The following is an 18,896-nucleotide window of genomic DNA, read 5'->3' as shown; positions in this document are numbered from 1 at the left end:
CTAGTGGACGACGCCGCTCTCGGTCATGTGCAGGCGGGTGAAATGGGCGTGCGAATCCTTGGTGGACAGCGCAATCGGCCCTTTCGTCTCCGCCCACCCCCGTCCGGCTTCGCATGTGTCGTATTCGAAGCCGTTCGGCAGGTTGATGCGGGCCCGGTGTTCCTCGCCGGTGACGGGATTGCGGATCGGCTCGCCGCGCGCTTCGATCCAGCCGGGAATGTCGACCTTGGCGGTCCGCCCGTCCATGTCCATGTCGAAGTCGATGCTTGAGAAGACCGGATCATGCACCGTGTCGAACGTCGTGGCGAAGACCGCGAAGAACGTCGCGCCGGGCTCGGTGTCGAGCCCGCTCATGATCCGCAGCAAGGCATCGCGCTGCGCGGGCGTTGCCCGTTCGTCGACGATCGGAACACATTGACCGTGACCTTCGTGAATGGCCCCCGGCCATGACACGATCATGCCGATACGCAACCCGTCGAGCCGGGTCTCCCCGTGAAAACCGTCCTCGATCTCGATGATGCCGATCGCGTGGCATTTGCCCTGGGTGGGGAGCGCGTTGAATTGGCAGGGACAACCATAGGCGCAGTTGCAGTGTAGGAATTCACGCCCCTGAAGCTTCCATTTGACGCTGGTCATTCCATCCTCCATCGAACGGGAATGCGTCTGCTTTAGGAATTACATGCACCGCTAATTAAATACCCGCACACCGGGGTTGTCCAGTGAGCCGCACGGTCGCCGAAGCGAGAAAGGCGAGGCAGCTTCTGGCTGCCCCCCGCTCGATAGCCCGGACTGGTATTATGCCTCGCCTTACCGGCGGTCCGTGAGCGTGAGATCGCCGTTTTCATCGACCGAAACCTCGATGCCGATATAGCCGGGGATTTTCGGATGCGAGGTCTCGAAGGGATGCGTATGCGTGGCGGTGATGACCATCACGTCCGCACCCGCCGATTCGCCCGCGATGACACCGGCCGCGACATCCTCGAAGACCAGGCAATCCTTGGCATCGAAGCCGACACGTTCTGCGCCAAGCAGGTAGCATTCCGGGCTTGGCTTGCCGCGCGAGACGTCCTCGGCGATGACGATGAAGCGCGGTTCCGGCAGGCCGGCGGCGGCGATGCGAACCTTGGCAAGTTCGCGCGGCGAGGAGGTAACGATCGCCCAGCGCTCCGGCGGCAGGCTCTTCAGGAACTCGATCGCGCCCGGAAGCGGTCTGACACCCTCGACGTCCTCGATCTCGCCCTGGCAGATGATCGCCGATTCCGCCTCCGGATCGACCCCGGGCAGGCCCAGTTGGCGGATGGTGTCGACGCCGCGCTTGCCGTGCATGGTTGGCAGGAAGGTCGCGACATCGAGGCCGTGGCCTTCGGCCCACCTGCCCCAGACGCGCTCCGCCGCTTCGATGGAACTCAAGAGCGTTCCATCCATGTCGAACAGGAAGGCGGAATATTTCTTGCCGAACACCGGCGACGACGCGGAAGACAAGGGGCGGACTCCTTATGTGATCTGGCTGCCCGCCTCTTTGCGAGCGATGGCATACCCGTTCGATACGTGGATTCCCGCAGCAGATCAAACCGATATCGGCGTCGCAACACCACCTTGCAACTTTCCTTGCGCCGTCATTGCGCGGAGAAGGCGAGCCGCAGTCCCATCAGCCCGAAGGCGCCGGCAAAACCGCGCCGAAGCCACGTGGTCGCGCCGGGCCTGGCGATCACGTGGTGCCGCGCCGCCGAGGCGAAGACGCCATAGACCCCGAAGACGATGAAGGTCAGCGCCATGAAGACGGCGGCAAGCCAGAGCATGAACAGCGTCGGCGAAGGCGTGCCGTTGGGCACGAATTGCGGCAGGAAGGCGAGGAAGAACAGCGACAGTTTCGGATTGAGGATGTTGAGGAGAAAGCCGGTGGTGATCACCCGCAGTGCAGGGACCTGGCTGTCGCGCTCGGCGATGCGCAGTGTCTCGCTGTCCCTCAAGACGCTCCAAGCCGTGTAGAGCAGATAGGCGACGCCGAGATATTTTATGACCTGGAAGGCAAGCGCGCTGGCGTGCAGGAGGGCCGCCAGCCCGGCGATGCTCGCGGCGATATGCGGCAGGATGCCAAGCGTGCAGCCGAAGGCGGCAAGGATGCTGGCGCGGATGCCGGCGTTCAGCCCCATGGCCAGCGTATAAAGCACGCCGGTGCCGGGCAGGAGGATGACGATGATGGAAGTCAGCAGATATTCGAGGGTCACGGCGCGCTCCGTTCAATGAGGAAAGCCGCAGCGAAGCAGATCGTCGTTCCATGGTCTTGAACGGAATTGCAGGCTATCCGCTGAACGCCAGCGCGTAGGCGCCGGGCGTCAAGCCGTAGGCGCGCACGAAGGTTCGCGTCATGTGGCTCTGGTCCGCGAACCCGCCTGCAAATGCGGCATCGGCCAGAGGCGTCCCTTTCGCGATCATCCAGCGAACGATGCCGATACGCCGCTGGACGAGATAGGCATGCGGCGTCATCCCTGTTGCCTGCGAGAAGGCGCGAACCACCTGAAACCGGCTGAGCCCGCTTGCCGCAGCAAGATCTGCCAGAGTTACGACCGCCGTCGGGTCTTCATCGATCAGCGCCTTCGCGCGGCTGACCGACGGGGGCGCAAAGCGGATTTGCGGCCGGCGCTCCATCAACGACGCGATCAACAGGAAAAGCCCGCTTTCGCTGGCCAGCGTTTCCCGCATCTGCGTCATCGCCGCATGGACGCGCACAAACCCCTCGACAGCGCTGCGGTCGCTCATCACAGGCCGGGAAAACACGAAATCCTCCGCCCGTCCCTCGCTGATCTCGAAAACCGTATCGGCAACCAGGCCGGGATCGAAGTAAAGCATGCGCCAGGCGCGTCCCGCATCGCCGATCGGATGGCCGTCATGCACTTCGCCCGGATTGACGGTGATCATGTCGCCCGGGCCTGCCTCGACCGGCCCGCGCCCGCTGGCTGATCTCTGTGCGCCGCGGGTGATGACGCCGATGCCGAACTGGTCATGCGTATGCCGGCCGAAACTGTGGGCCGTGTCGGCTTCGACCGCTTCCACGCCTTCGATCGCGCACCGACGCATCCGGAACTGATTGGTCTTCATGGCCTGCGCCCTCAATCCCGCTCCCGGCCAGGCAGAGCATCGCGCTCGCCGAACCAGTTTGCCGCCGAAGAACACCAGATCTGATGCCTGGGTGCAAGTTCGCGCCGTTGACGGATATTGCCCCAACGAATGCCAATCTCCTTAGCGTCCTCGTCCGTGCCCGTCGTATAGATCGGCGAGCCGCAATTGCCGCAGAACATCTGGAAACGCGTCCGGCCGTTGTCGGCAATCTTGACGTAGGTCTTCGGCTCGCCCGCCGTGATGCGGAAATTCTCTTTCGGCACGGAGACCGTGACGCGGTAGACGGAGCCGGTCAGATGTTGGCAGTCCGTGCAGTGGCAGATGCCGACCTCGTCGGGATCGATCTCGGCCTCAAACCTGATCGCGCCGCAATGGCAGTTTCCGTCGATATGCATGTCCGGTCCTCCGCGTTCAGCAGGAACCTAGAGCATTGCCGTTTTTCTTCGAGTGACGGTACTGCTCCATCTCCTTGTTTGTCGAAATTGCGGACGGAAAACCGCTTCGCACTTTTCCTGGATCTACGCGCGCATCAGACGCCGGTGAACAGCCAGGCATGCTCCTTGGCGTTGTTGAATTTCCAGATGCGCGACGGGCCGGCCATGACGTTGAGGTAATAGAGATCATAGCCGTGGATCGCCGCGACCGGATGGTAGCCCTTCGGCACCAGCGTCACGTCGCCATCCTCGACGGCCATCGTTTCGTCCAGCGAGCGATCGTCGGTATAGACGCGCTGCATGGCGAAACCCTGAGCCGGATTCAGGCGGTGATAGTAGGTTTCCTCGAGGAAGCTTTCGGCAGGCAGGTTGTCCTCGTCATGCTTGTGCGGCGGATAGGACGACGTATGGCCGCCGGGCGTGATGACCTCGACGACGAGCAGCGAATGGGCCGCATTGTCGTCTTCCGGCATGATGTTGGTGACATAGCGCGTATTGGTCGCCTTGCCGCGCGTCATCTGCGGATGCGTGCCCGGACGGATCACCTTCGTCTTGTAGTCGCCGCCACCCGGCGCCGAGCAGACAGCCAGATCGAGCGCCGTCGTCGCCGTCGCCTGCCAGTGGCTGCCCTTCGGTACGTAGACCGCATAGGGCTGCCCCTCGAACGGCGTCATGCGCTCGCCGAGTTCGCCGAAATCCTCGCCATCGACGGAGATTCTCGCCTTGCCGGCGACGAGCACGAGGCAGGTTTCCCTGTCGGCGCTTTCGCCCGTTGCCACCTCGCCCGCCTTTAGCCGGTTGAGCCCGAAGCCGACATAGGTCCAGCCGGCGGATTCGGGCGTGATGTCGTGGACGAGGCCGGAGGTGCCGTTCGGCTTGACGAGAAGATTTGGCATGAGCTTGGTCCTTTTATCGAACATCCATGTGTTTGCGGGCCTCGCCTCAGACGCCCGCCGGCATCAACCCTTGGGGAAGCCTTCCGTTTCCACTGTATAGCCTGCAGCGGTCATGACGCGCATCAGTTCGGCATAGCCGATCTCCGCCATTTTCTGTGGCGGCGACTTGCGCGGATCCTGCTCGGCCTCGACCACGAACCAGCCTTCATAGCTATAGTCGGCGAAACGCTTGACGATGGCGCCGAAATCGAGCGAGCCGTCGCCCGGTACGGTAAACGCCCCGAGCGCCACAGCGTCAAGGAAGGATTGCTTGCTGCGATCCAGGCCGTCGATGACCGCCTGACGGATGTCCTTCACATGCACATGGTTGATGCGCGCGTGGTGATTGTCGATGGCACGCAGCACGTCACCGCCGGCGAAAGCCAAATGGCCGGCGTCCAGCAGCAGCGGAATGCCTTCGCCCGAATTCTTCATGAAAGCGTCGAGTTCCGCCTCGGTTTCGACGACGGCTGCCATGTGGTGATGGTAGGAAAGGGGCATGCCCTGTTCGGCGCACCACTCGCCGAATTCGGTAACGCGGCGGGCGTAGGCCTTCATCTCGTCATCGCCAAGCCGCGGCTTGGTGGCGAGCGGCCTGGAGCGGTCGCCCTGGATCGAACGGCCGACTTCGCCATAGACGATGCAGGGGGCATTGACGGCCTTGAACAGTTCGATCATCGGCGCGATGCGGTCCTTGTTGACCGAGAGATCCTCATCGACCAGCGTGCCGGAGAACCAGCCGCCGCAGAGCGTCACGTCGGCCGCGCGCAGGATCGGCAGCATTTCGTCGGGATTGTTCGGAAAGCGGCGACCTTGTTCCATGCCGGTGAAACCCGCGCTGCGCGACTGGCGCAGGCATTCCTCGAGCGACACGTCGTCGCTGAGTTCGGGAAGGTCGTCGTTCCACCAGGCGATGGGCGACATGCCGAGTTTGGCTTTCATGAAAATTCTCCTTGGAGGAAGGCGATCGGCCTTCCTTCTGATCCAGTATTTCCGTCACCCTCGAGCTTGACTCGAGGATCCATATTCGTCGGCGGCGCCTCACGGTTGGATCCTCGGGTCAAGCCAGAGGAGGACGGAGTTTGTGATTGCCTATCTTAACCTATACGCTGGGCGGCGAGCGCCTTTTCGTAGCCCCGGCGGGCTTCGTTGACGCTGGAGCGTTCGGAGACTTCAGGGACCGCCACATCCCACCAATGGCCACCTTCGTCCGTGGTGATCAACGGATCGGTGTCGATGACGATGACCGTGGTGCGGTCTTCGCCGGCAGTTTCCTTCAGCGCGATTTCCAGCTCGGCGATGGAGGCCACCTTGCGGGTCACAGCGCCCATGGCCGAGGCGTGGGCTGCGAAATCGATAGCCGGCAGCGTCACATGGTGGGTGTCCCGCAGCAGATTGTTGAAGTTCGCGCCACCGGTCGCCATCTGCAGCCGGTTGATGCAGCCGTAGCCCGCATTGTCGAGCAGCACGATGGTAATCTTGGCGCCGAGCATGATCGATGAGGCGATCTCCGAATTCAGCATCATGTAGCTGCCGTCGCCGACCATGACGATCACGTCGCTACCGGGCTTTGCAAGCTTGACGCCGACGCCCCCGGCGACTTCATAGCCCATGGTCGAGAAGCCGTATTCCATATGATAGCTGCCCGGTTGATCCGCCTGCCAAAGCTTGTGCAGTTCGCCCGGCAGACCCCCGGCGGCGCAGACCAGCGTGGTATTCTCCGTACGGGCGCGCTGGACGGCGCCGATCACCTGCGCGTCAGACGGCAGCGCGACGTTGGTGGTCGCGGTTGCCTTCTGTGCCGCCTTTAGCCATTCGGCCTTGCCGGAGGTTGCCTTCTTCGTCCAGGCCTCATCGGCCTTGCGCGAACCAAGGCCGGCGCTCAGCGCCTCCAACCCGACTCTGGCGTCACACACCAGCGGCAGGCCCTGGTGCTTGGCGGCGTCGAATGCCTGCACGTTCAGGCCGATGATCTTCAGATCGTCATTTTTGAACAGCGCCCAGGATCCGGTGGTGAAATCCTGGAGACGCGAACCGACCGCGACAACGACATCGGCCTCTTCGACGAGTTGATTGGAGGCTGACGTACCGGTGACGCCAACCGAGCCCATATTCAGCGGATGGCTGTGCGGCAGCGACGACTTGCCGGCCTGGGTTTCAACAACCGGAATGCCGTGCCGCTCGGCAAAGGCAGCAAGCGTCTTGCTGGCCTCAGAGTAGAGCACACCACCGCCGGCGATGATTACCGGCTTCTGGGCACCCTTGAGCGTTGTGATGGCATGGGCAAGTTCATCCGCGTCGGGGTGGAGGCGGCGGGTCGCCCAGATTTTCTCGTCGAAGAAATTCTCCGGATAGTCATAGGCTTCCGCCTGGACGTCCTGGCAGAGCGACAGGGTCACCGGGCCGCAATCGGCAGGGTCGGTCAGCACTTGCATGGCGCGGCGCAACGCCGGAATGATCTGCTCCGGACGGGTGATGCGGTCGAAATAGCGCGAGACAGGACGGAAGCAGTCATTGGCGGTCATCGCGCCGTCGCCGAAATCCTCGATCTGCTGCAGCACCGGATCCGGGCGGCGATTGGCAAAGACATCGCCCGGCAGGAAGAGAACCGGCAGGCGGTTGACATGCGCAAGCGCCGCCGACGTCACCATGTTCAGCGCGCCGGGGCCGATCGACGTCGTGCAGGCCATGAACCGGCGGCGGAAGCTTGCCTTGGCAAAGGCGATCGCGGCATTCGCCATGCCCTGTTCGTTCTGGGCGCGATACGTTGGCAGCGTATCCTTGATGCCGTACAGCGCCTCGCCGACGCCGGCGACGTTGCCGTGACCGAAAATGGCGAAGACGCCGCCGAAGATCGGCAGTTTCTCGCCATCGATCACCGTCATCTGCCGCGTCAGGAACCGCGCCACGGCTTGCGCCATGGTCAGGCGGACGGTCTTCTGGCTCATCGTTTCCTCCTCGAACGAGGACATTGCCTCGCTATTGATATCTTCCGGACTTCCGCCCGTTTGCGGGGCTCAGGCCGCCTTGGGTTCAGCAAGACCGAGCCAGAGATCGACCAGGGCCCCGAACTTGCCCGCCATGTCGGCGATCGCCTGCTCGTCGGTCATTTCGCCGGCGAGCCAGGCCTTGCTGGCATCGGCGAAAATCGTGCGACCGACGGCGAAGCCCCTGACGGTCTTGGACGTGCGGGCGGCGGCAAATCCTTCCTTGAGCACGTCATACGGTGCCTCCAGTCCAAGCAGGACGACACCGCGGCAGAGCGGATCGCGCTGTTCGATGACGGCATCAATGGCGGCCCAGGCCGTGCGGCTTGCCTGCGGCTCCAGCTTCCACCAGTCGGGCTTCAGGCCGGCATCATAAAGCTCATCGAGGGCGCGCGGAATGGTCTGGTCGTTGAGCGCACCGTGCTTGCCGGCGATGATCTCGATCAGGATTTCGCGACCGACTTTCCGTGCTGCCTCGAAGGCGGAGCGCAGCTTGGCGATCTGGGCGGCCTTCATCTCTGCCGGATCGTCCGGGTGATAGAAGCTCAAGACCTTGATACAGTGATCGACCGGCCAATCGATGAGCCGGCTACCGAGATCCTGGCTGAACTCGAACTGCAGCGGCCGTGAACCCGGAAGCTCGATCGGCTTGGCGATCCAGAAATCCTTGTTCCTGGCGGCAGCAAACAGGGCCTCGCGGCCATATTTGTCGTCGATGAGCATGCCGAAGCCGGGGCGGCCATTGGCGATGCGTTCGGCAGCCTTGACGGCCAGCACCTTGAAGGCCGGGATGCGGGCCAAGAGTTCCGGGTTGCCACCGGCCAGATCTTCCAGCTGGCTGCGATGATCGATGGCGAGCGCCATCAGCTGCGGGATGTCGCGGCGACGGGTCGTTGCCCAATGGACGTGGTTGATCGCCTCGTCCTTGCGCAGCGCCTTTTCCTTGCTGCCGTTTTCGAGGAAGAACTGCAGCTCGGTCCAGGTCGGGATTTCAGGTGCGCAAAGCAGCCGCGAGACGGCAAAAGCGCCGCAGGCATTGGCCCAGGTGGCGGATGTGGCATGCGGCTCGCCGGTCAGCCAGCCGCGCAGGAAGCCGGACATGAAGGCGTCGCCGGCACCGAGAACGTTGTAGACCTCGATCGGGAAGCCCTTGCCGACGATGCCGTCTTCGAGATTGTCGGAAATCGGGCCGTCATAAACGATGCAGCCCATCGGCCCGCGCTTCAGCACGATCGTCGCCTTGGAATTGGCCCGGATGGTCTTCAGCGCCGCAAGCAAATCGCTGTCACCCGAGGCAATCAGCACTTCCTCCTCGGTGCCGACGATCAGGTCGCAATCGGCCAGAACCGTCTTCAGATGCGCCGAGACCTTCTCGGACGCAATATAGCGGTTGTCGCCCGCATCATGGCCTGCAAGGCCCCACAGGTTCGGGCGATAATCGATATCGAAGACGACCTTGGCGCCGCTTTCCTTGGCGATGCGGATCGCCTTGCGCTGCGCGGCATCGGTGTGCGGCTTGGAGAAATGCGTGCCGGTAACTAGGATGGCACGGGAGGAGCGGATGAAATCTTCCGAAATATCATCCTCGCACAAGGCATTGTCGGCGCAATTGTCGCGGTAGAACAAGAGCGGGAAGGAATGGTCGCTTTCGACGGAGAGAATGGCAAGCGCAGTCAGCCGTTCGGGATCGGTCACGATACCCTTGGTTTCGACGCCTTCGCGCTGCAGCTGCTCGCGGATGAAGCGGCCCATCTGCTCCTTGCCGACGCGCGTCAGCAATGCCGATTTGAGGCCGAGACGCGCCGTTCCGACGGAGATGTTGGTGGGGCAGCCGCCGACGGATTTGGCGAAGCTGGCAACGTCCTCGAGCCGCGTGCCAATCTGCTGGCCGTATAGATCGACCGAGGCCCGGCCGATGGTGATGAGGTCAAGCGGCTTGTCTGCCTGCGTCCTGTTGGTCTGGCTCACTGCTTCCTCCCGGCGGGGCGCTGGCGTCGCGCCGACATTCCTATTGTCAGTTGGATGGTGGCTTTATGAAACATAAATTCTGTCACTTAGTCAATATGGAATTTTCATTCTATTCATACTCCCGGGCATTCCGCCGCCGCTTCTCGGCGACAGCCACCGTCAGCGCCATGGCAAAGGCCATGCTGGCCGAAAGCGAACGGAACCCGGCATGATCGGCCTCCACCAGTTCGAACCAGACCCTGGAGGATTCCGCCAACGGCGAAAACGCAGAGTCGGTCAGCGAGACGACCGGAACCTTGCGGCTGGCGAGCAATTTTGCCTGGTTGACGCTTTCCGACGCATAAGGCGAGAAACTGACGGCAAAGGCAGCATCCTTCGGCCCGGCCATCGCCAGAATATCGTCATCGATGCCGGCCGCCGTGCCGACCATCTGATACCTGACCCTCAGCTTGCCGAACGCATAGGCCATGTAGCCGGAGATCGGATAGGAGCGCCGCTTGGCGACCAGATAGATCGTCTCGGCACCGGCGAGGATATTGACGGCGCGCTCGAACGCCTCCGGCTCGACGGAACTGGCGATATTGTCGAGCGAGCGATGCGCAGCGGCGACGAAACCGTTGAAGATCGAGCCGCTTTCGAGCTTGCTGTGATCGTTGCCGCTCAATGCCCGCAACCGCTCGTCATAACCCGGCGTCCGTTCACGCAGCCTCGCCCGGAAAATCAGCTGCAGGCTGGAGAAACCCTCGAAGCCGAAATGTTGGGCGAAGCGGACGAGCGTCGAGGGCTGGACATCGGCCGCTGTGGCGATACTCGCCGCCGTGCCGAAAGCGATTTCGTCCGGATGGTCCAGCGCATAGGCAGCGACCTGGCGCAGCCGTTTGGGCAGCTGCGCCTTGCGTTCCAGGATCGTCGCCTTCAGGCTGTCGAAATCCTGCGGAATGTCGATGCTGTTATCCGTTTCGGCCATATGGTCGAGGTCTCTTTCCTGCGCACGCGTTGTTTTGACACCTTACGCAAAGAATGAAATAGAGAATAGAATATTTATTCCGTCCCCTCGATTTTTCCTGCAGCCATCAACCGTTTCCGATCTGCACCCAGGTGTTTGTCTTTGCCGACTGATACGTCGCGGAGACGACCTTCTGGACCTCGAAACCTTCGCGGAAATCGGTTCCCGGCCGGCTGCCGGTTGCAATGGCCTGCAGGAACTCGTTGGCCTCGATGGCCTTCAGGTCGTTGAAGCCGATCTGGTGGCCGGGGGCGACGCAGAAGGCGCCGTAGGGCGGATGCTCGGGGCCGGCCCAGATGGTGCGGTAGCCGCGACTGCGGATGTCGTCACCGGCGAACCAGACCTTGAGTTCGTTCAGACGCTCCTGCGTGAAGACGATGCTGCCCTTCGTTCCGTAGATTTCGAAATCATGCTGCATCTTGCGGCCCGTGGCGCTCCAATTGGCCTCGAAACTGCCGGTCGCACCGCTTTCGAAGCGCACGAAGGCGCGGGTGATGTCGTCCACCTCGACGGCGCGCATTTCGCTCGAACCGCGGCTGATGGGACGTGCGGGCACCTGAATGATCGTTTCGGCCAGGACCGAGGAAATAGGGCCGACGAGATGGCGAAGCGCCGCGATAATGTGGCTGCCGATGTCCGCAAGCGCGCCGCCGCCGCTTCTCGGATCAAGCCGCCAGCTCCAGGGTGCGGACGCGTCCATCATGAAGTCCTCGGCATGGATGCCGCGCACCGAGCGGATTTCGCCGATTTCGCCGCTTTCGATCAGCTCCTTGGCAAGGAAGACCATCGGATTCTTCAGATAGTTGAATCCGACCTGCGTGACGACGCCGGCCTTTTCCGCCGCGGCGACCATTTCTGCGCATTCGGCAACGGTCGGCGCCAGCGGCTTTTCGCAGTAGACATGCTTGCCGTGGGCGATGGCGGCGAGCGCCATCTCCCTGTGCAGCAGATTGGGCGTGGTGATGTCGATGATGTCGATGTCGGGATCCGTCAGCAGTTCGCGCCAGTCCGCGGTCGCCTTGCGAAAGCCGAGGCTGCGGCGGGCCTTTTCCGCGCCATCGAGCGAGATGTCGGCGACCGAAACCAGGTCAAGCTCAAACGGCAGGTCGAACACCCTCGCCGCGATCGTGAAGCCCAGCGCATGCGCCTTGCCCATGAAACCCGTGCCAATCAGGCCGACGCCGATTCTGCGTTTGCCACCCATATGTCAATTCCTCCTACTCGGCGTTGCGCGTCGCCGTCAGATGAGATGATTTTTGCATTGCATGTCAATATGGAATGTTTGTTCGAATACGGTCAGAGCCGTTCCGGCGGGAACAGAAACAACGGGGGAAAAAGCGGTAGATTGTCCAGGAAGATGTGGAAATCACCCCGTTTGTTAACGCATTTTTACCATGTTCGACCGGATGATCGACGGCATCATGGTTAACGAGCCATCAAAGCGGGCCATCCCCGCGATCTGGAGTATCCTGCATGTGCCGCTGGGCAGCCTATCGCGGAGAGCCGCTTTATCTTGAAGAACTCGTATCGTCCCCGGCCCACTCGCTGATCGAGCAATCGCACTGCGCGACCCGCGCCAAGACGGCGACCAACGGCGACGGCTTCGGCATCGCCTGGTATGGAGATCATCCGGAACCTGGCCGCTACCGCGACATCCTGCCCGCCTGGTCCGACTGCAACCTGAAAAGCATCGCCCGGCAGATTCGCTCGCCGCTGTTCCTCGCCCATGTGCGGGCCGCGACCGGCGGCGGCACGCGGCGCGACAATTGCCATCCTTTCGTGCATGGCCGCTGGTCCTTCATGCACAATGGCCAGATCGGCGATTTCGAGCACCTGCGCCGGCCGATGGAGGCCATGCTCGACAACGATCTCTACTCCGCCCGCACCGGCTCCACAGACAGCGAGCTTCTCTTCCTGCTGGCGTTGCAGTTCGGTCTCGACAGCGATCCGCTCAGTGCCATCGCCGAGACGCTGGCCTTCGTCGAGCGCCTGGCCGAGCATCTCGAGCGCAAGGTTCTCGTCCGCTTCACCGCAGCCCTTTCCGATGGCCATGACCTCTACGCCGTGCGCTACGCCTCCGACTGGAAGGCGCCGACACTTTACGCCGCCCCGATGGGCCCGAGCGGCGGCTACTGCCTCGTGTCCGAACCGCTCAATGACGATGACAACGCCTGGGTGGAAATTCCCGACGGCACGGCGGTCATCGTCGGCGAAAACGGTGTCGACGTACGCCTGTTCGGCACGCAGGATGCCGCGCCGAGCGCGGAACGGATCGGCCGGGTAGCGTCAGGAAAAATGTGAGGCGATCAGCCGGCCGAGCCTTTCGGCGACCGCCTGCTTGTCCATGTCCGGCCAGTCCTCGTCGCCGGTCTTGCCGATGACCTTCACGGTGTTGCGGTCACCGCCCATGATACCGGTGTGAGGCGAAACGTCATTGGCGACGATGTAGTCGGCGCCCTTTTGTTCGAGCTTGGAGCGGCCGTTCTCGGCAACATTCTGTGTTTCGGCGGCAAAGCCGACGACCAGTTTCGGACGTTTGGCGTGGTGGCCGACAGTCTTCAGGATGTCCGGGTTTTCGGTGAGTTGCAGCGGCGGCGGCGCTTCGCCGGGCTTTTTCTTGATCTTGTTGCCGGCCGCACTCGCGACGCGCCAGTCAGCAACGGCGGCGACCATAACCGCAATGTCGGCGGGCAGCGCTGTGATGACGGCGTCGCGCATTTCTTCCGCCCGCTCGACATGGATGACCGACACGCCCTTCGGATCGGCGATCGTCACCGGGCCGGAGACCAGCGTCACATCGGCACCGAGCCGGGCAAGTTCCGTGGCAATCGCATGCCCCTGCTTTCCCGAGGAGCGGTTGGCGATGTAGCGCACCGGGTCGATCGGCTCATGTGTCGGGCCGGAGGTGACGATGGCCTTGCGGCCCGCCAGCGGCTTCGGGCCGTCGGCGAGCAACGCTTCAGCGGCGGCCACGATCTCCAGCGGTTCGGCCATGCGGCCCTCGCCCTTTTCGCCGCTTTCGGCCATTTCGCCGGAAGACGGGCCAATGAAGCGAATGCCATCGGCAACAAGTGTCGCATGGTTGCGGCGGGTGGCCGGATGCGACCACATCTTCGGGTTCATGGCGGGGGCAACGAGCACCGGCCGATCCGTTGCCAGGAGAATGGTGGAGGCGAGATCGTCGGCAAGGCCGTGCGCCATCTTGGCCATCAGATCGGCGGTGGCGGGCGCGATCACGATGAGATCACAATCGCGGGCAAGCCGGATATGGCCGACATCCTGCTCGTCCTCGCGCGAAAACAGATCGACAAACACCTTGTCGGCGGCAAGCGCGCCCACCGCCAGCGGCGTCACGAAGGCCTGCGCACCGGCCGTCATCACCGGGCGAACCGCAGCGCCGCGCTCGCGCAGGCGGCGGATGAGATCGAGGCTCTTATAGGCCGCGATGCCGCCGGAGATGATGAGGAGGATGCGTTTTCCCTGAAGCGTCATGACGATCCGTCTTTTTCTGCCTTGTCATGAAGGACCGTAGCCGAGAGGCATGACCTGCGCAATCGGCCGTGACCGGCCCCGCCTGATCAGTGACCGTGGTGCGCACACTGGCCGTGGTCGGCAAGCACCTCGATCACCCGGCACTGATCGACACGCCCATGGACGCAACCTTCCACCATCATTTCCAGTTCCGCCTTCAACGCCGTCAGGCTGCGGATGCGCTGTTCGACCTCGACAAGGCGCGCCTTGGCGATGGCATCGGCGGAGGCGCATGGCTGCAAGGGATTGTCCTGCAGGCTCAGGAGCGTGCGGATCGCCTCGACCTCGAAGCCGAGTTCTCGCGCATGGCGGATGAAGATGAGGCGCTTGAGATCGGATGGCTCATAGGAACGCTGATTGCCGTCGCTGCGGCTGGGCGCCCGAAGCAGGCCAATGCCTTCGTAGTAGCGGATCGTCGGCACCTTGACGCCGCTCTGGCGGGCCGCCTCGCCGATGGTGATCTTTTTCATGATTTTCCTCTTGCACCTCTAGTCGCTAGAGGATGTAGGAAAGATGCCACGGTTTGACAAGCAAGCGAGCAGGAAGCGGATCATGGCAGAGGCGACACAGACACGGTACCGGGTTGAGGGCATGGACTGCGCCAGTTGCGCGGCCAAGATCGACACTGCCGTCAGGCGCATGCCGGGCGTCGAGGACGTATCCGTGTCGGTGACCGCAGGCACGATGACCGTGCGGCATAACGGGGAGATCGACCTGTCGGCCATTGCGAGGAAGGTGACGGGTCTCGGCTATTCGGCCTCGCAACTCGCGGGAAAGCCGGCGGCGCCGGCCTTGGAGCCGGAGGCTGCGTGCTGCGGACATGATCATCACACGCACGCCCATCGCTTAGGTCATCATCGCCATGCCGACCCGGCGGACCACACCCATTCTGCCCACAGCCACAGAGGCCATCAGCATATGGCGTCGGGCGAAGGCGGCGCTTCGCAGCGAGCGCTTCACCATGATGGCTCGGCGACCAGTGCCTGGTGGTCGAGCAGGAAGGGCAAGCTGACGATCATTTCGGGCGCGGCGCTGGTTGTCGCCTATGTGCTCGGCCATCTCGTTCCGTCGATCGCACCCTATGCATTTATCGTTGCCCTGCTGGTCGGGCTGGTGCCGATCGCCCGCCGCGCCATCATGGCGGCAATTGCCGGCACTCCTTTCTCGATCGAGATGCTGATGACGATTGCCGCCGTCGGCGCAGTCATCATCGATGCCGGTGAAGAGGCGGCGGCGGTGGTGTTCCTGTTCCTGGTCGGCGAGTTGCTGGAAGGGGTGGCGGCCGGCAAGGCGCGCCAGAGTATCCAGTCTTTGGCGGCGCTGGTGCCCAAGGAAGCATTGCTCGAAGAGAACGGGCAGACGTATGCGGTCGCGGCCGAAAGCCTTGCGGTTGGCGCGACCATCCTCGTTCGTCCGGGCGACCGCATCTCCGCCGACGGGGTCATCCTTTCGGGCGACAGCGCCATCGACGAGGCGCCGGTGACTGGCGAAAGCACGCCGGTGCGCAAGGGCGTCGGCGACAATGTTTTCGCGGGCACGATCAACGGCGATGCCGCCTTGCGCGTCCGGGTCACGGCGGCGGCTGCCGACAACACCATTGCCCGTGTCGTCAAGCTGGTCGAGGAGGCGCAGGAATCCAAGGCGCCGACGGAGCGCTTCATCGACCGGTTCTCCCGCTACTATACGCCAAGCGTCGTGGTGGTCGGCGCCCTCGTCGCAATCATCCCGCCGCTGTTGCTTGGCGGTGCCTGGGGCGAATGGGTCTACAAGGGACTTGCAATCCTGCTGATCGGCTGCCCCTGCGCGCTGGTCATCTCGACGCCGGCGGCGATCGCCGCATCGCTTTCGGCCGGTGCACGGCGCGGCCTGCTGATGAAGGGCGGCGCGGTGCTGGAGGCACTGGGCACGGTCAATGCGGTAGCGCTCGACAAGACCGGGACGCTGACGGAAGGTAAGCCGAAGGTGACCGATATCATCGGCTTTGGCCATTCGCAAACCGATGTCCTCACCTATGCGGCGGCGCTGGAGACCGGCTCGAACCATCCGCTCGCCAGGGCGATCCTTAGCGGGTCGGCCGCGGACAAGCTGCCGATTCCCGCGGCATCAGACGCCAGGGCGATGGGCGGCAAGGGCGTGACGGCGACTGTTGGTGGCAAAGCTGCGTTTCTCGGCTCGCCCCAGGCGGCGGGAGAACGCTTGACGCTTTCAGCCGAGCAGACCGCTCGTATCACCGCGCTCAATGACGAGGGCAAGACGGTCTCCGTGCTGATCATCGGCGAGACGCTGGCAGGCGCGATTGCCATGCGCGACGAGCCGCGGGCGGACGCGAAATCGGGGCTGACGGCACTGACGAACGCAGGCGTCCGGATCATCATGCTGACCGGAGACAACAGGCGCACGGCAACGGCGATCGGAAGTGAGCTCGGCATCGAGGTCCGCGCCGAACTGATGCCGCAGGACAAGCAGCGGATCGTCGGTGATCTCAAGAACGCCGGCCTCATCGTGGCCAAGGTGGGCGACGGTATCAATGACGCGCCAGCGCTGGCGGCGGCCGACATCGGCATTGCCATGGGCGGTGGCACCGATGTGGCGCTTGAAACCGCCGATGCCGCCGTGCTTCACGGCAGGGTCGGCGATGTCGCGGAGATGATCAAGCTGTCGAAACGGACCATGGGCAATATCCGCCAGAACATCGCCATTGCACTGGGCTTGAAGGCCGTGTTCCTGGTGACGACGATTGCCGGCATTACCGGGCTCTGGCCGGCGATCCTTGCCGATACGGGTGCGACGGTGCTGGTGACGCTCAACGCGCTCAGGCTGCTTGCGCCTGCACGGGCGGCCTGACGGGGCGCGGCTGCATCCGCCTTTGCAGCATGCCTCCCCTTTCATCAACATCCTCGTCGCCCTCCCGTCATATGGCCACTACCCGTGAGGACCGCGAACGAGGGGTGCCGGCCGGTCACACCGACGCCAGCGCCACGGCCGGCTGCAGGCGGGAGGCGTTGTAGGCGGGCAGGTAGCCGAAGACGAGGCCTGTCAGGAAGGCGCTGGCGAAGGCGAGAATGACCGGGCCAGGCGCGAAGCTGACGGCGATGCCGAAAGCCTGCGCGACGGCGCCGATGGAGAGCCCGAGAGCGACGCCGATCAATCCGCCGAGCGCGGAGACCACCAGCGCCTCGACGATGAACTGGGTGAGGATATCGCGAGCCCGCGCCCCGGTTGCCATGCGGATGCCGATCTCGCGGGTGCGCTCGGTGACGGAGACGAGCATGATGTTCATGACGCCAATGCCGCCGACGAGCAGCGAGATTGCGGCGATCGAGCCGAGGAAGACCTTGAGGATGTTCGAGGTCTCGGTGAAGGTCTCGCGGATCGCCGCCATGTTGATAATCTGCGTATCCTGCCGCTTGTGGCGCTCGTCGAGCAGCGCCTGGATCTGATCCTGGGTGACGTTGATGGCACTGTCGTCCTTCACCTCAACGGTAATCGAGCGGACGTTCCTTGCGCCGAACAGACGCAGGTTGCCGGTGGAAAGCGGTACCAGAACGGTGTCGTCCTGGTCGTTGCCGCCGGCGCTGGCGCCCTTCTTCGACATGACGCCGATCACCTGGAACGGAATGTTCTTGATGAGGATATACTGGCCGAGCGGATCAGTACCGTCCGGAAACAGGGTATCGGCGACCGTGCGGCCGAGAACGGCAACGGTCGCATAGGCATCCATGTCGGATTGTTCGAGGAAGGCGCCGTCCTCGACCGTCCAGGATTTTGCCTGCGGGAACTGCGGCACCGTGCCGTTGACGGTCGTCTGGGTATCGAGATTGCCGGCGCGCACCGTCAGCGTGCTCGACATTTCCGGCACGGCGAAGCTGATATTCGGCAATTCCAGAATGGCATAGGCGTCGGACGGGACGAGCGAGACGATGCTGCCCCCTTCCCCGCCGCGGAAATTGGCCATATTGGGCCTGACCACCAGGAGATTGGACCCCATGGCCGCGATGCGGCTCAGCACCGAATCCTGCGCCCCGGTGCCGATGGCGAGCATGGCGACAACCGAACTGACACCGATGACGATACCGAGCAAGGTGAGGATGGTGCGGAACAGATTGGCCCTGAGCGCGCGGAACGACATGCGCACGGCCTCGGCCACATCGGTTACGATGGCGGCCTTGCCCACGGTTTTTGCGGCCAATACCGGCTTGGTGCGGCCGATCCGGCGGACATTGCCGGGAATGCGATCGGCAACGATCAGCCCGTCGCTGATCTCGATGATGCGGTTGGCGGATTCGGCAAGCTCCGGCGCATGGGTGATGATGATGACGGTATGTCCCTCATCGTTCATCTGCCGGAGCGTCGCCATCACTTCCTTGCCGCTCTGGCTGTCGAGGGCGCCGGTCGGCTCGTCGGCAAGGATGATCTGGCCGCCATTCATCAGCGCGCGAGCAATCGAGACGCGCTGCTGCTGGCCGCCGGAAAGCTGGTTGGGCAGATGGTCGAGACGATCGCCAAGCCGGAGCGACGTCAGCAGCATCTCGGCCCGATCGCGCCGGTCGCGTGACGGCATGCCGGCATAGATCGCCGGAATCTCGACATTCTCCTGGGCGGTCGCCGTCGGCACCAGATTGTAACTCTGGAAGACGAAGCCGAACATCTGGCGGCGGCGCGCGGCCAGCTGGTCGGCGTTGAAATCCGAGACATCCTCGCCTTCCAGCAGATATTGGCCGCCCGTCGGTGTGTCGAGACAGCCGAGGATGTTCATCAGCGTCGACTTGCCCGAGCCCGAGGCGCCGACGATGGCGACGAACTCGCCCGGCTGGATATCGAGAGTGATGCCGCGAAGCACCTCGACGGCAACGTCGCCGTTGACGAAGGTCTTGCGAATATCCTTGAGCGAAATGAGCGCGGTCATGACGGCGCC

Annotated in this window: 16 protein-coding genes; 2 read left to right on the top strand and 14 right to left on the bottom strand. The window is 63.3% G+C overall.

Annotated elements, in window-relative coordinates; genetic code table 11:
• The 11 genes from A3AY_RS0100855 to A3AY_RS0100805 form a co-directional block, all read right to left on the bottom strand.
• Entirely contained in the window at positions 1-636 is a 636-nt protein-coding gene (locus A3AY_RS0100855) for a DUF1326 domain-containing protein (protein ID WP_018323775.1), read from the bottom strand.
• A gap of 171 nt (positions 637-807) precedes the next feature.
• Positions 808-1,482, bottom strand: coding sequence for an HAD family hydrolase (locus A3AY_RS0100850; protein WP_018323774.1), 675 nt, complete (start codon positions 1,480-1,482; stop codon positions 808-810).
• A 134-nt stretch (positions 1,483-1,616) separates the two neighbouring features.
• Positions 1,617-2,228, bottom strand: coding sequence for a LysE family translocator (locus A3AY_RS0100845; RefSeq protein WP_018323773.1), 612 nt, complete (start codon positions 2,226-2,228; stop codon positions 1,617-1,619).
• Positions 2,229-2,301: 73 nt separating this feature from the next.
• Positions 2,302-3,099 (bottom strand): AraC family transcriptional regulator, encoded by a 798-nt coding sequence (locus A3AY_RS0100840; protein ID WP_018323772.1) that lies wholly within the window; start codon positions 3,097-3,099, stop codon positions 2,302-2,304.
• 11 nt (positions 3,100-3,110) lie between these two features.
• Complete coding sequence (locus A3AY_RS0100835; RefSeq protein ID WP_018323771.1) at positions 3,111-3,515, bottom strand: GFA family protein; 405 nt, start codon at positions 3,513-3,515, stop codon at positions 3,111-3,113.
• A 134-nt stretch (positions 3,516-3,649) separates the two neighbouring features.
• Positions 3,650-4,450 (bottom strand): 5-deoxy-glucuronate isomerase, encoded by an 801-nt coding sequence (iolB, locus tag A3AY_RS0100830; RefSeq protein WP_026202985.1) that lies wholly within the window; start codon positions 4,448-4,450, stop codon positions 3,650-3,652.
• 63 nt (positions 4,451-4,513) lie between these two features.
• Positions 4,514-5,431, bottom strand: a complete 918-nt coding sequence (gene iolE / locus A3AY_RS0100825) for a myo-inosose-2 dehydratase (RefSeq protein WP_018323769.1) — start codon at positions 5,429-5,431, stop codon at positions 4,514-4,516.
• A gap of 155 nt (positions 5,432-5,586) precedes the next feature.
• Positions 5,587-7,437 (bottom strand): 3D-(3,5/4)-trihydroxycyclohexane-1,2-dione acylhydrolase (decyclizing), encoded by a 1,851-nt coding sequence (gene iolD / locus A3AY_RS0100820; protein WP_026202984.1) that lies wholly within the window; start codon positions 7,435-7,437, stop codon positions 5,587-5,589.
• Between the two features lie 69 nt (positions 7,438-7,506).
• Positions 7,507-9,444 carry a bifunctional 5-dehydro-2-deoxygluconokinase/5-dehydro-2-deoxyphosphogluconate aldolase gene (locus A3AY_RS0100815; RefSeq protein WP_018323767.1) on the bottom strand — a complete coding sequence of 646 codons (1,938 nt, stop codon included), beginning with the start codon at positions 9,442-9,444 and terminating at the stop codon, positions 7,507-7,509.
• A 109-nt stretch (positions 9,445-9,553) separates the two neighbouring features.
• On the bottom strand, positions 9,554-10,411 hold the full coding sequence (locus A3AY_RS0100810) for a MurR/RpiR family transcriptional regulator (RefSeq protein WP_018323766.1): 858 nt from the start codon (positions 10,409-10,411) through the stop codon (positions 9,554-9,556).
• A 106-nt stretch (positions 10,412-10,517) separates the two neighbouring features.
• A complete protein-coding gene (locus tag A3AY_RS0100805; protein WP_018323765.1) occupies positions 10,518-11,654 on the bottom strand; it encodes a Gfo/Idh/MocA family protein in 1,137 nt (378 codons plus the stop codon).
• 269 nt (positions 11,655-11,923) lie between these two features.
• Here A3AY_RS0100805 and A3AY_RS0100800 point away from each other — a divergent pair, with 269 nt between their 5' ends.
• The gene (locus A3AY_RS0100800) at positions 11,924-12,751 is read left to right on the top strand and encodes a class II glutamine amidotransferase (protein ID WP_018323764.1); all 828 of its coding nucleotides are present in this window, start codon (positions 11,924-11,926) and stop codon (positions 12,749-12,751) included.
• Here the strand turns inward: A3AY_RS0100800 and coaBC are convergent.
• Positions 12,737-13,942 carry a bifunctional phosphopantothenoylcysteine decarboxylase/phosphopantothenate--cysteine ligase CoaBC gene (gene coaBC, locus A3AY_RS0100795; protein ID WP_018323763.1) on the bottom strand — a complete coding sequence of 402 codons (1,206 nt, stop codon included), beginning with the start codon at positions 13,940-13,942 and terminating at the stop codon, positions 12,737-12,739. The two genes, A3AY_RS0100800 and coaBC, sit on opposite strands and share 15 nt — an antisense overlap.
• An 86-nt stretch (positions 13,943-14,028) precedes the next feature.
• Positions 14,029-14,451, bottom strand: coding sequence for a MerR family transcriptional regulator (locus A3AY_RS0100790; RefSeq protein WP_018323762.1), 423 nt, complete (start codon positions 14,449-14,451; stop codon positions 14,029-14,031).
• 82 nt (positions 14,452-14,533) lie between these two features.
• Between A3AY_RS0100790 and A3AY_RS0100785 the strand changes: the two genes are divergently transcribed.
• Positions 14,534-16,825, top strand: coding sequence for a heavy metal translocating P-type ATPase (locus A3AY_RS0100785; RefSeq protein WP_026202983.1), 2,292 nt, complete (start codon positions 14,534-14,536; stop codon positions 16,823-16,825).
• Between the two features lie 115 nt (positions 16,826-16,940).
• Here A3AY_RS0100785 and A3AY_RS0100780 read toward each other — a convergent pair whose 3' ends face one another.
• A complete protein-coding gene (locus A3AY_RS0100780; RefSeq protein WP_018323760.1) occupies positions 16,941-18,887 on the bottom strand; it encodes a MacB family efflux pump subunit in 1,947 nt (648 codons plus the stop codon).
• Between the last annotated feature and the right edge of the window lie 9 nt (positions 18,888-18,896).

The organism is Rhizobium giardinii bv. giardinii H152 (assembly GCF_000379605.1).
In the GTDB taxonomy this organism is placed as follows: Bacteria; Pseudomonadota; Alphaproteobacteria; order Rhizobiales; family Rhizobiaceae; genus Pararhizobium; species Pararhizobium giardinii.
The sequence above is the reverse complement of the archived record's forward strand: the minus strand, read 5'-3'. Positions and strand labels throughout refer to the sequence as shown.

Bases quoted from the DNA above. Each gene is read 5' to 3' on its own strand.
- A3AY_RS0100790 (WP_018323762.1), bottom strand. From the start codon at position 14,451: ATGAAAAAGATCACCATCGGCGAGGCGGCCCGCCAGAGCGGCGTCAAG.
- iolD (WP_026202984.1), bottom strand. From the start codon at position 7,437: ATGAGCCAGAAGACCGTCCGCCTGACCATGGCGCAAGCCGTGGCGCGG.
- A3AY_RS0100805 (WP_018323765.1), bottom strand. From the start codon at position 11,654: ATGGGTGGCAAACGCAGAATCGGCGTCGGCCTGATTGGCACGGGTTTC.
- A3AY_RS0100855 (WP_018323775.1), bottom strand. From the start codon at position 636: ATGACCAGCGTCAAATGGAAGCTTCAGGGGCGTGAATTCCTACACTGC.
- coaBC (WP_018323763.1), bottom strand. From the start codon at position 13,942: ATGACGCTTCAGGGAAAACGCATCCTCCTCATCATCTCCGGCGGCATC.
- A3AY_RS0100780 (WP_018323760.1), bottom strand. From the start codon at position 18,887: ATGACCGCGCTCATTTCGCTCAAGGATATTCGCAAGACCTTCGTCAAC.
- iolB (WP_026202985.1), bottom strand. From the start codon at position 4,450: ATGCCAAATCTTCTCGTCAAGCCGAACGGCACCTCCGGCCTCGTCCAC.
- iolE (WP_018323769.1), bottom strand. From the start codon at position 5,431: ATGAAAGCCAAACTCGGCATGTCGCCCATCGCCTGGTGGAACGACGAC.
- A3AY_RS0100810 (WP_018323766.1), bottom strand. From the start codon at position 10,411: ATGGCCGAAACGGATAACAGCATCGACATTCCGCAGGATTTCGACAGC.
- A3AY_RS0100840 (WP_018323772.1), bottom strand. From the start codon at position 3,099: ATGAAGACCAATCAGTTCCGGATGCGTCGGTGCGCGATCGAAGGCGTG.
- A3AY_RS0100800 (WP_018323764.1), top strand. From the start codon at position 11,924: ATGTGCCGCTGGGCAGCCTATCGCGGAGAGCCGCTTTATCTTGAAGAA.
- A3AY_RS0100785 (WP_026202983.1), top strand. From the start codon at position 14,534: ATGGCAGAGGCGACACAGACACGGTACCGGGTTGAGGGCATGGACTGC.
- A3AY_RS0100835 (WP_018323771.1), bottom strand. From the start codon at position 3,515: ATGCATATCGACGGAAACTGCCATTGCGGCGCGATCAGGTTTGAGGCC.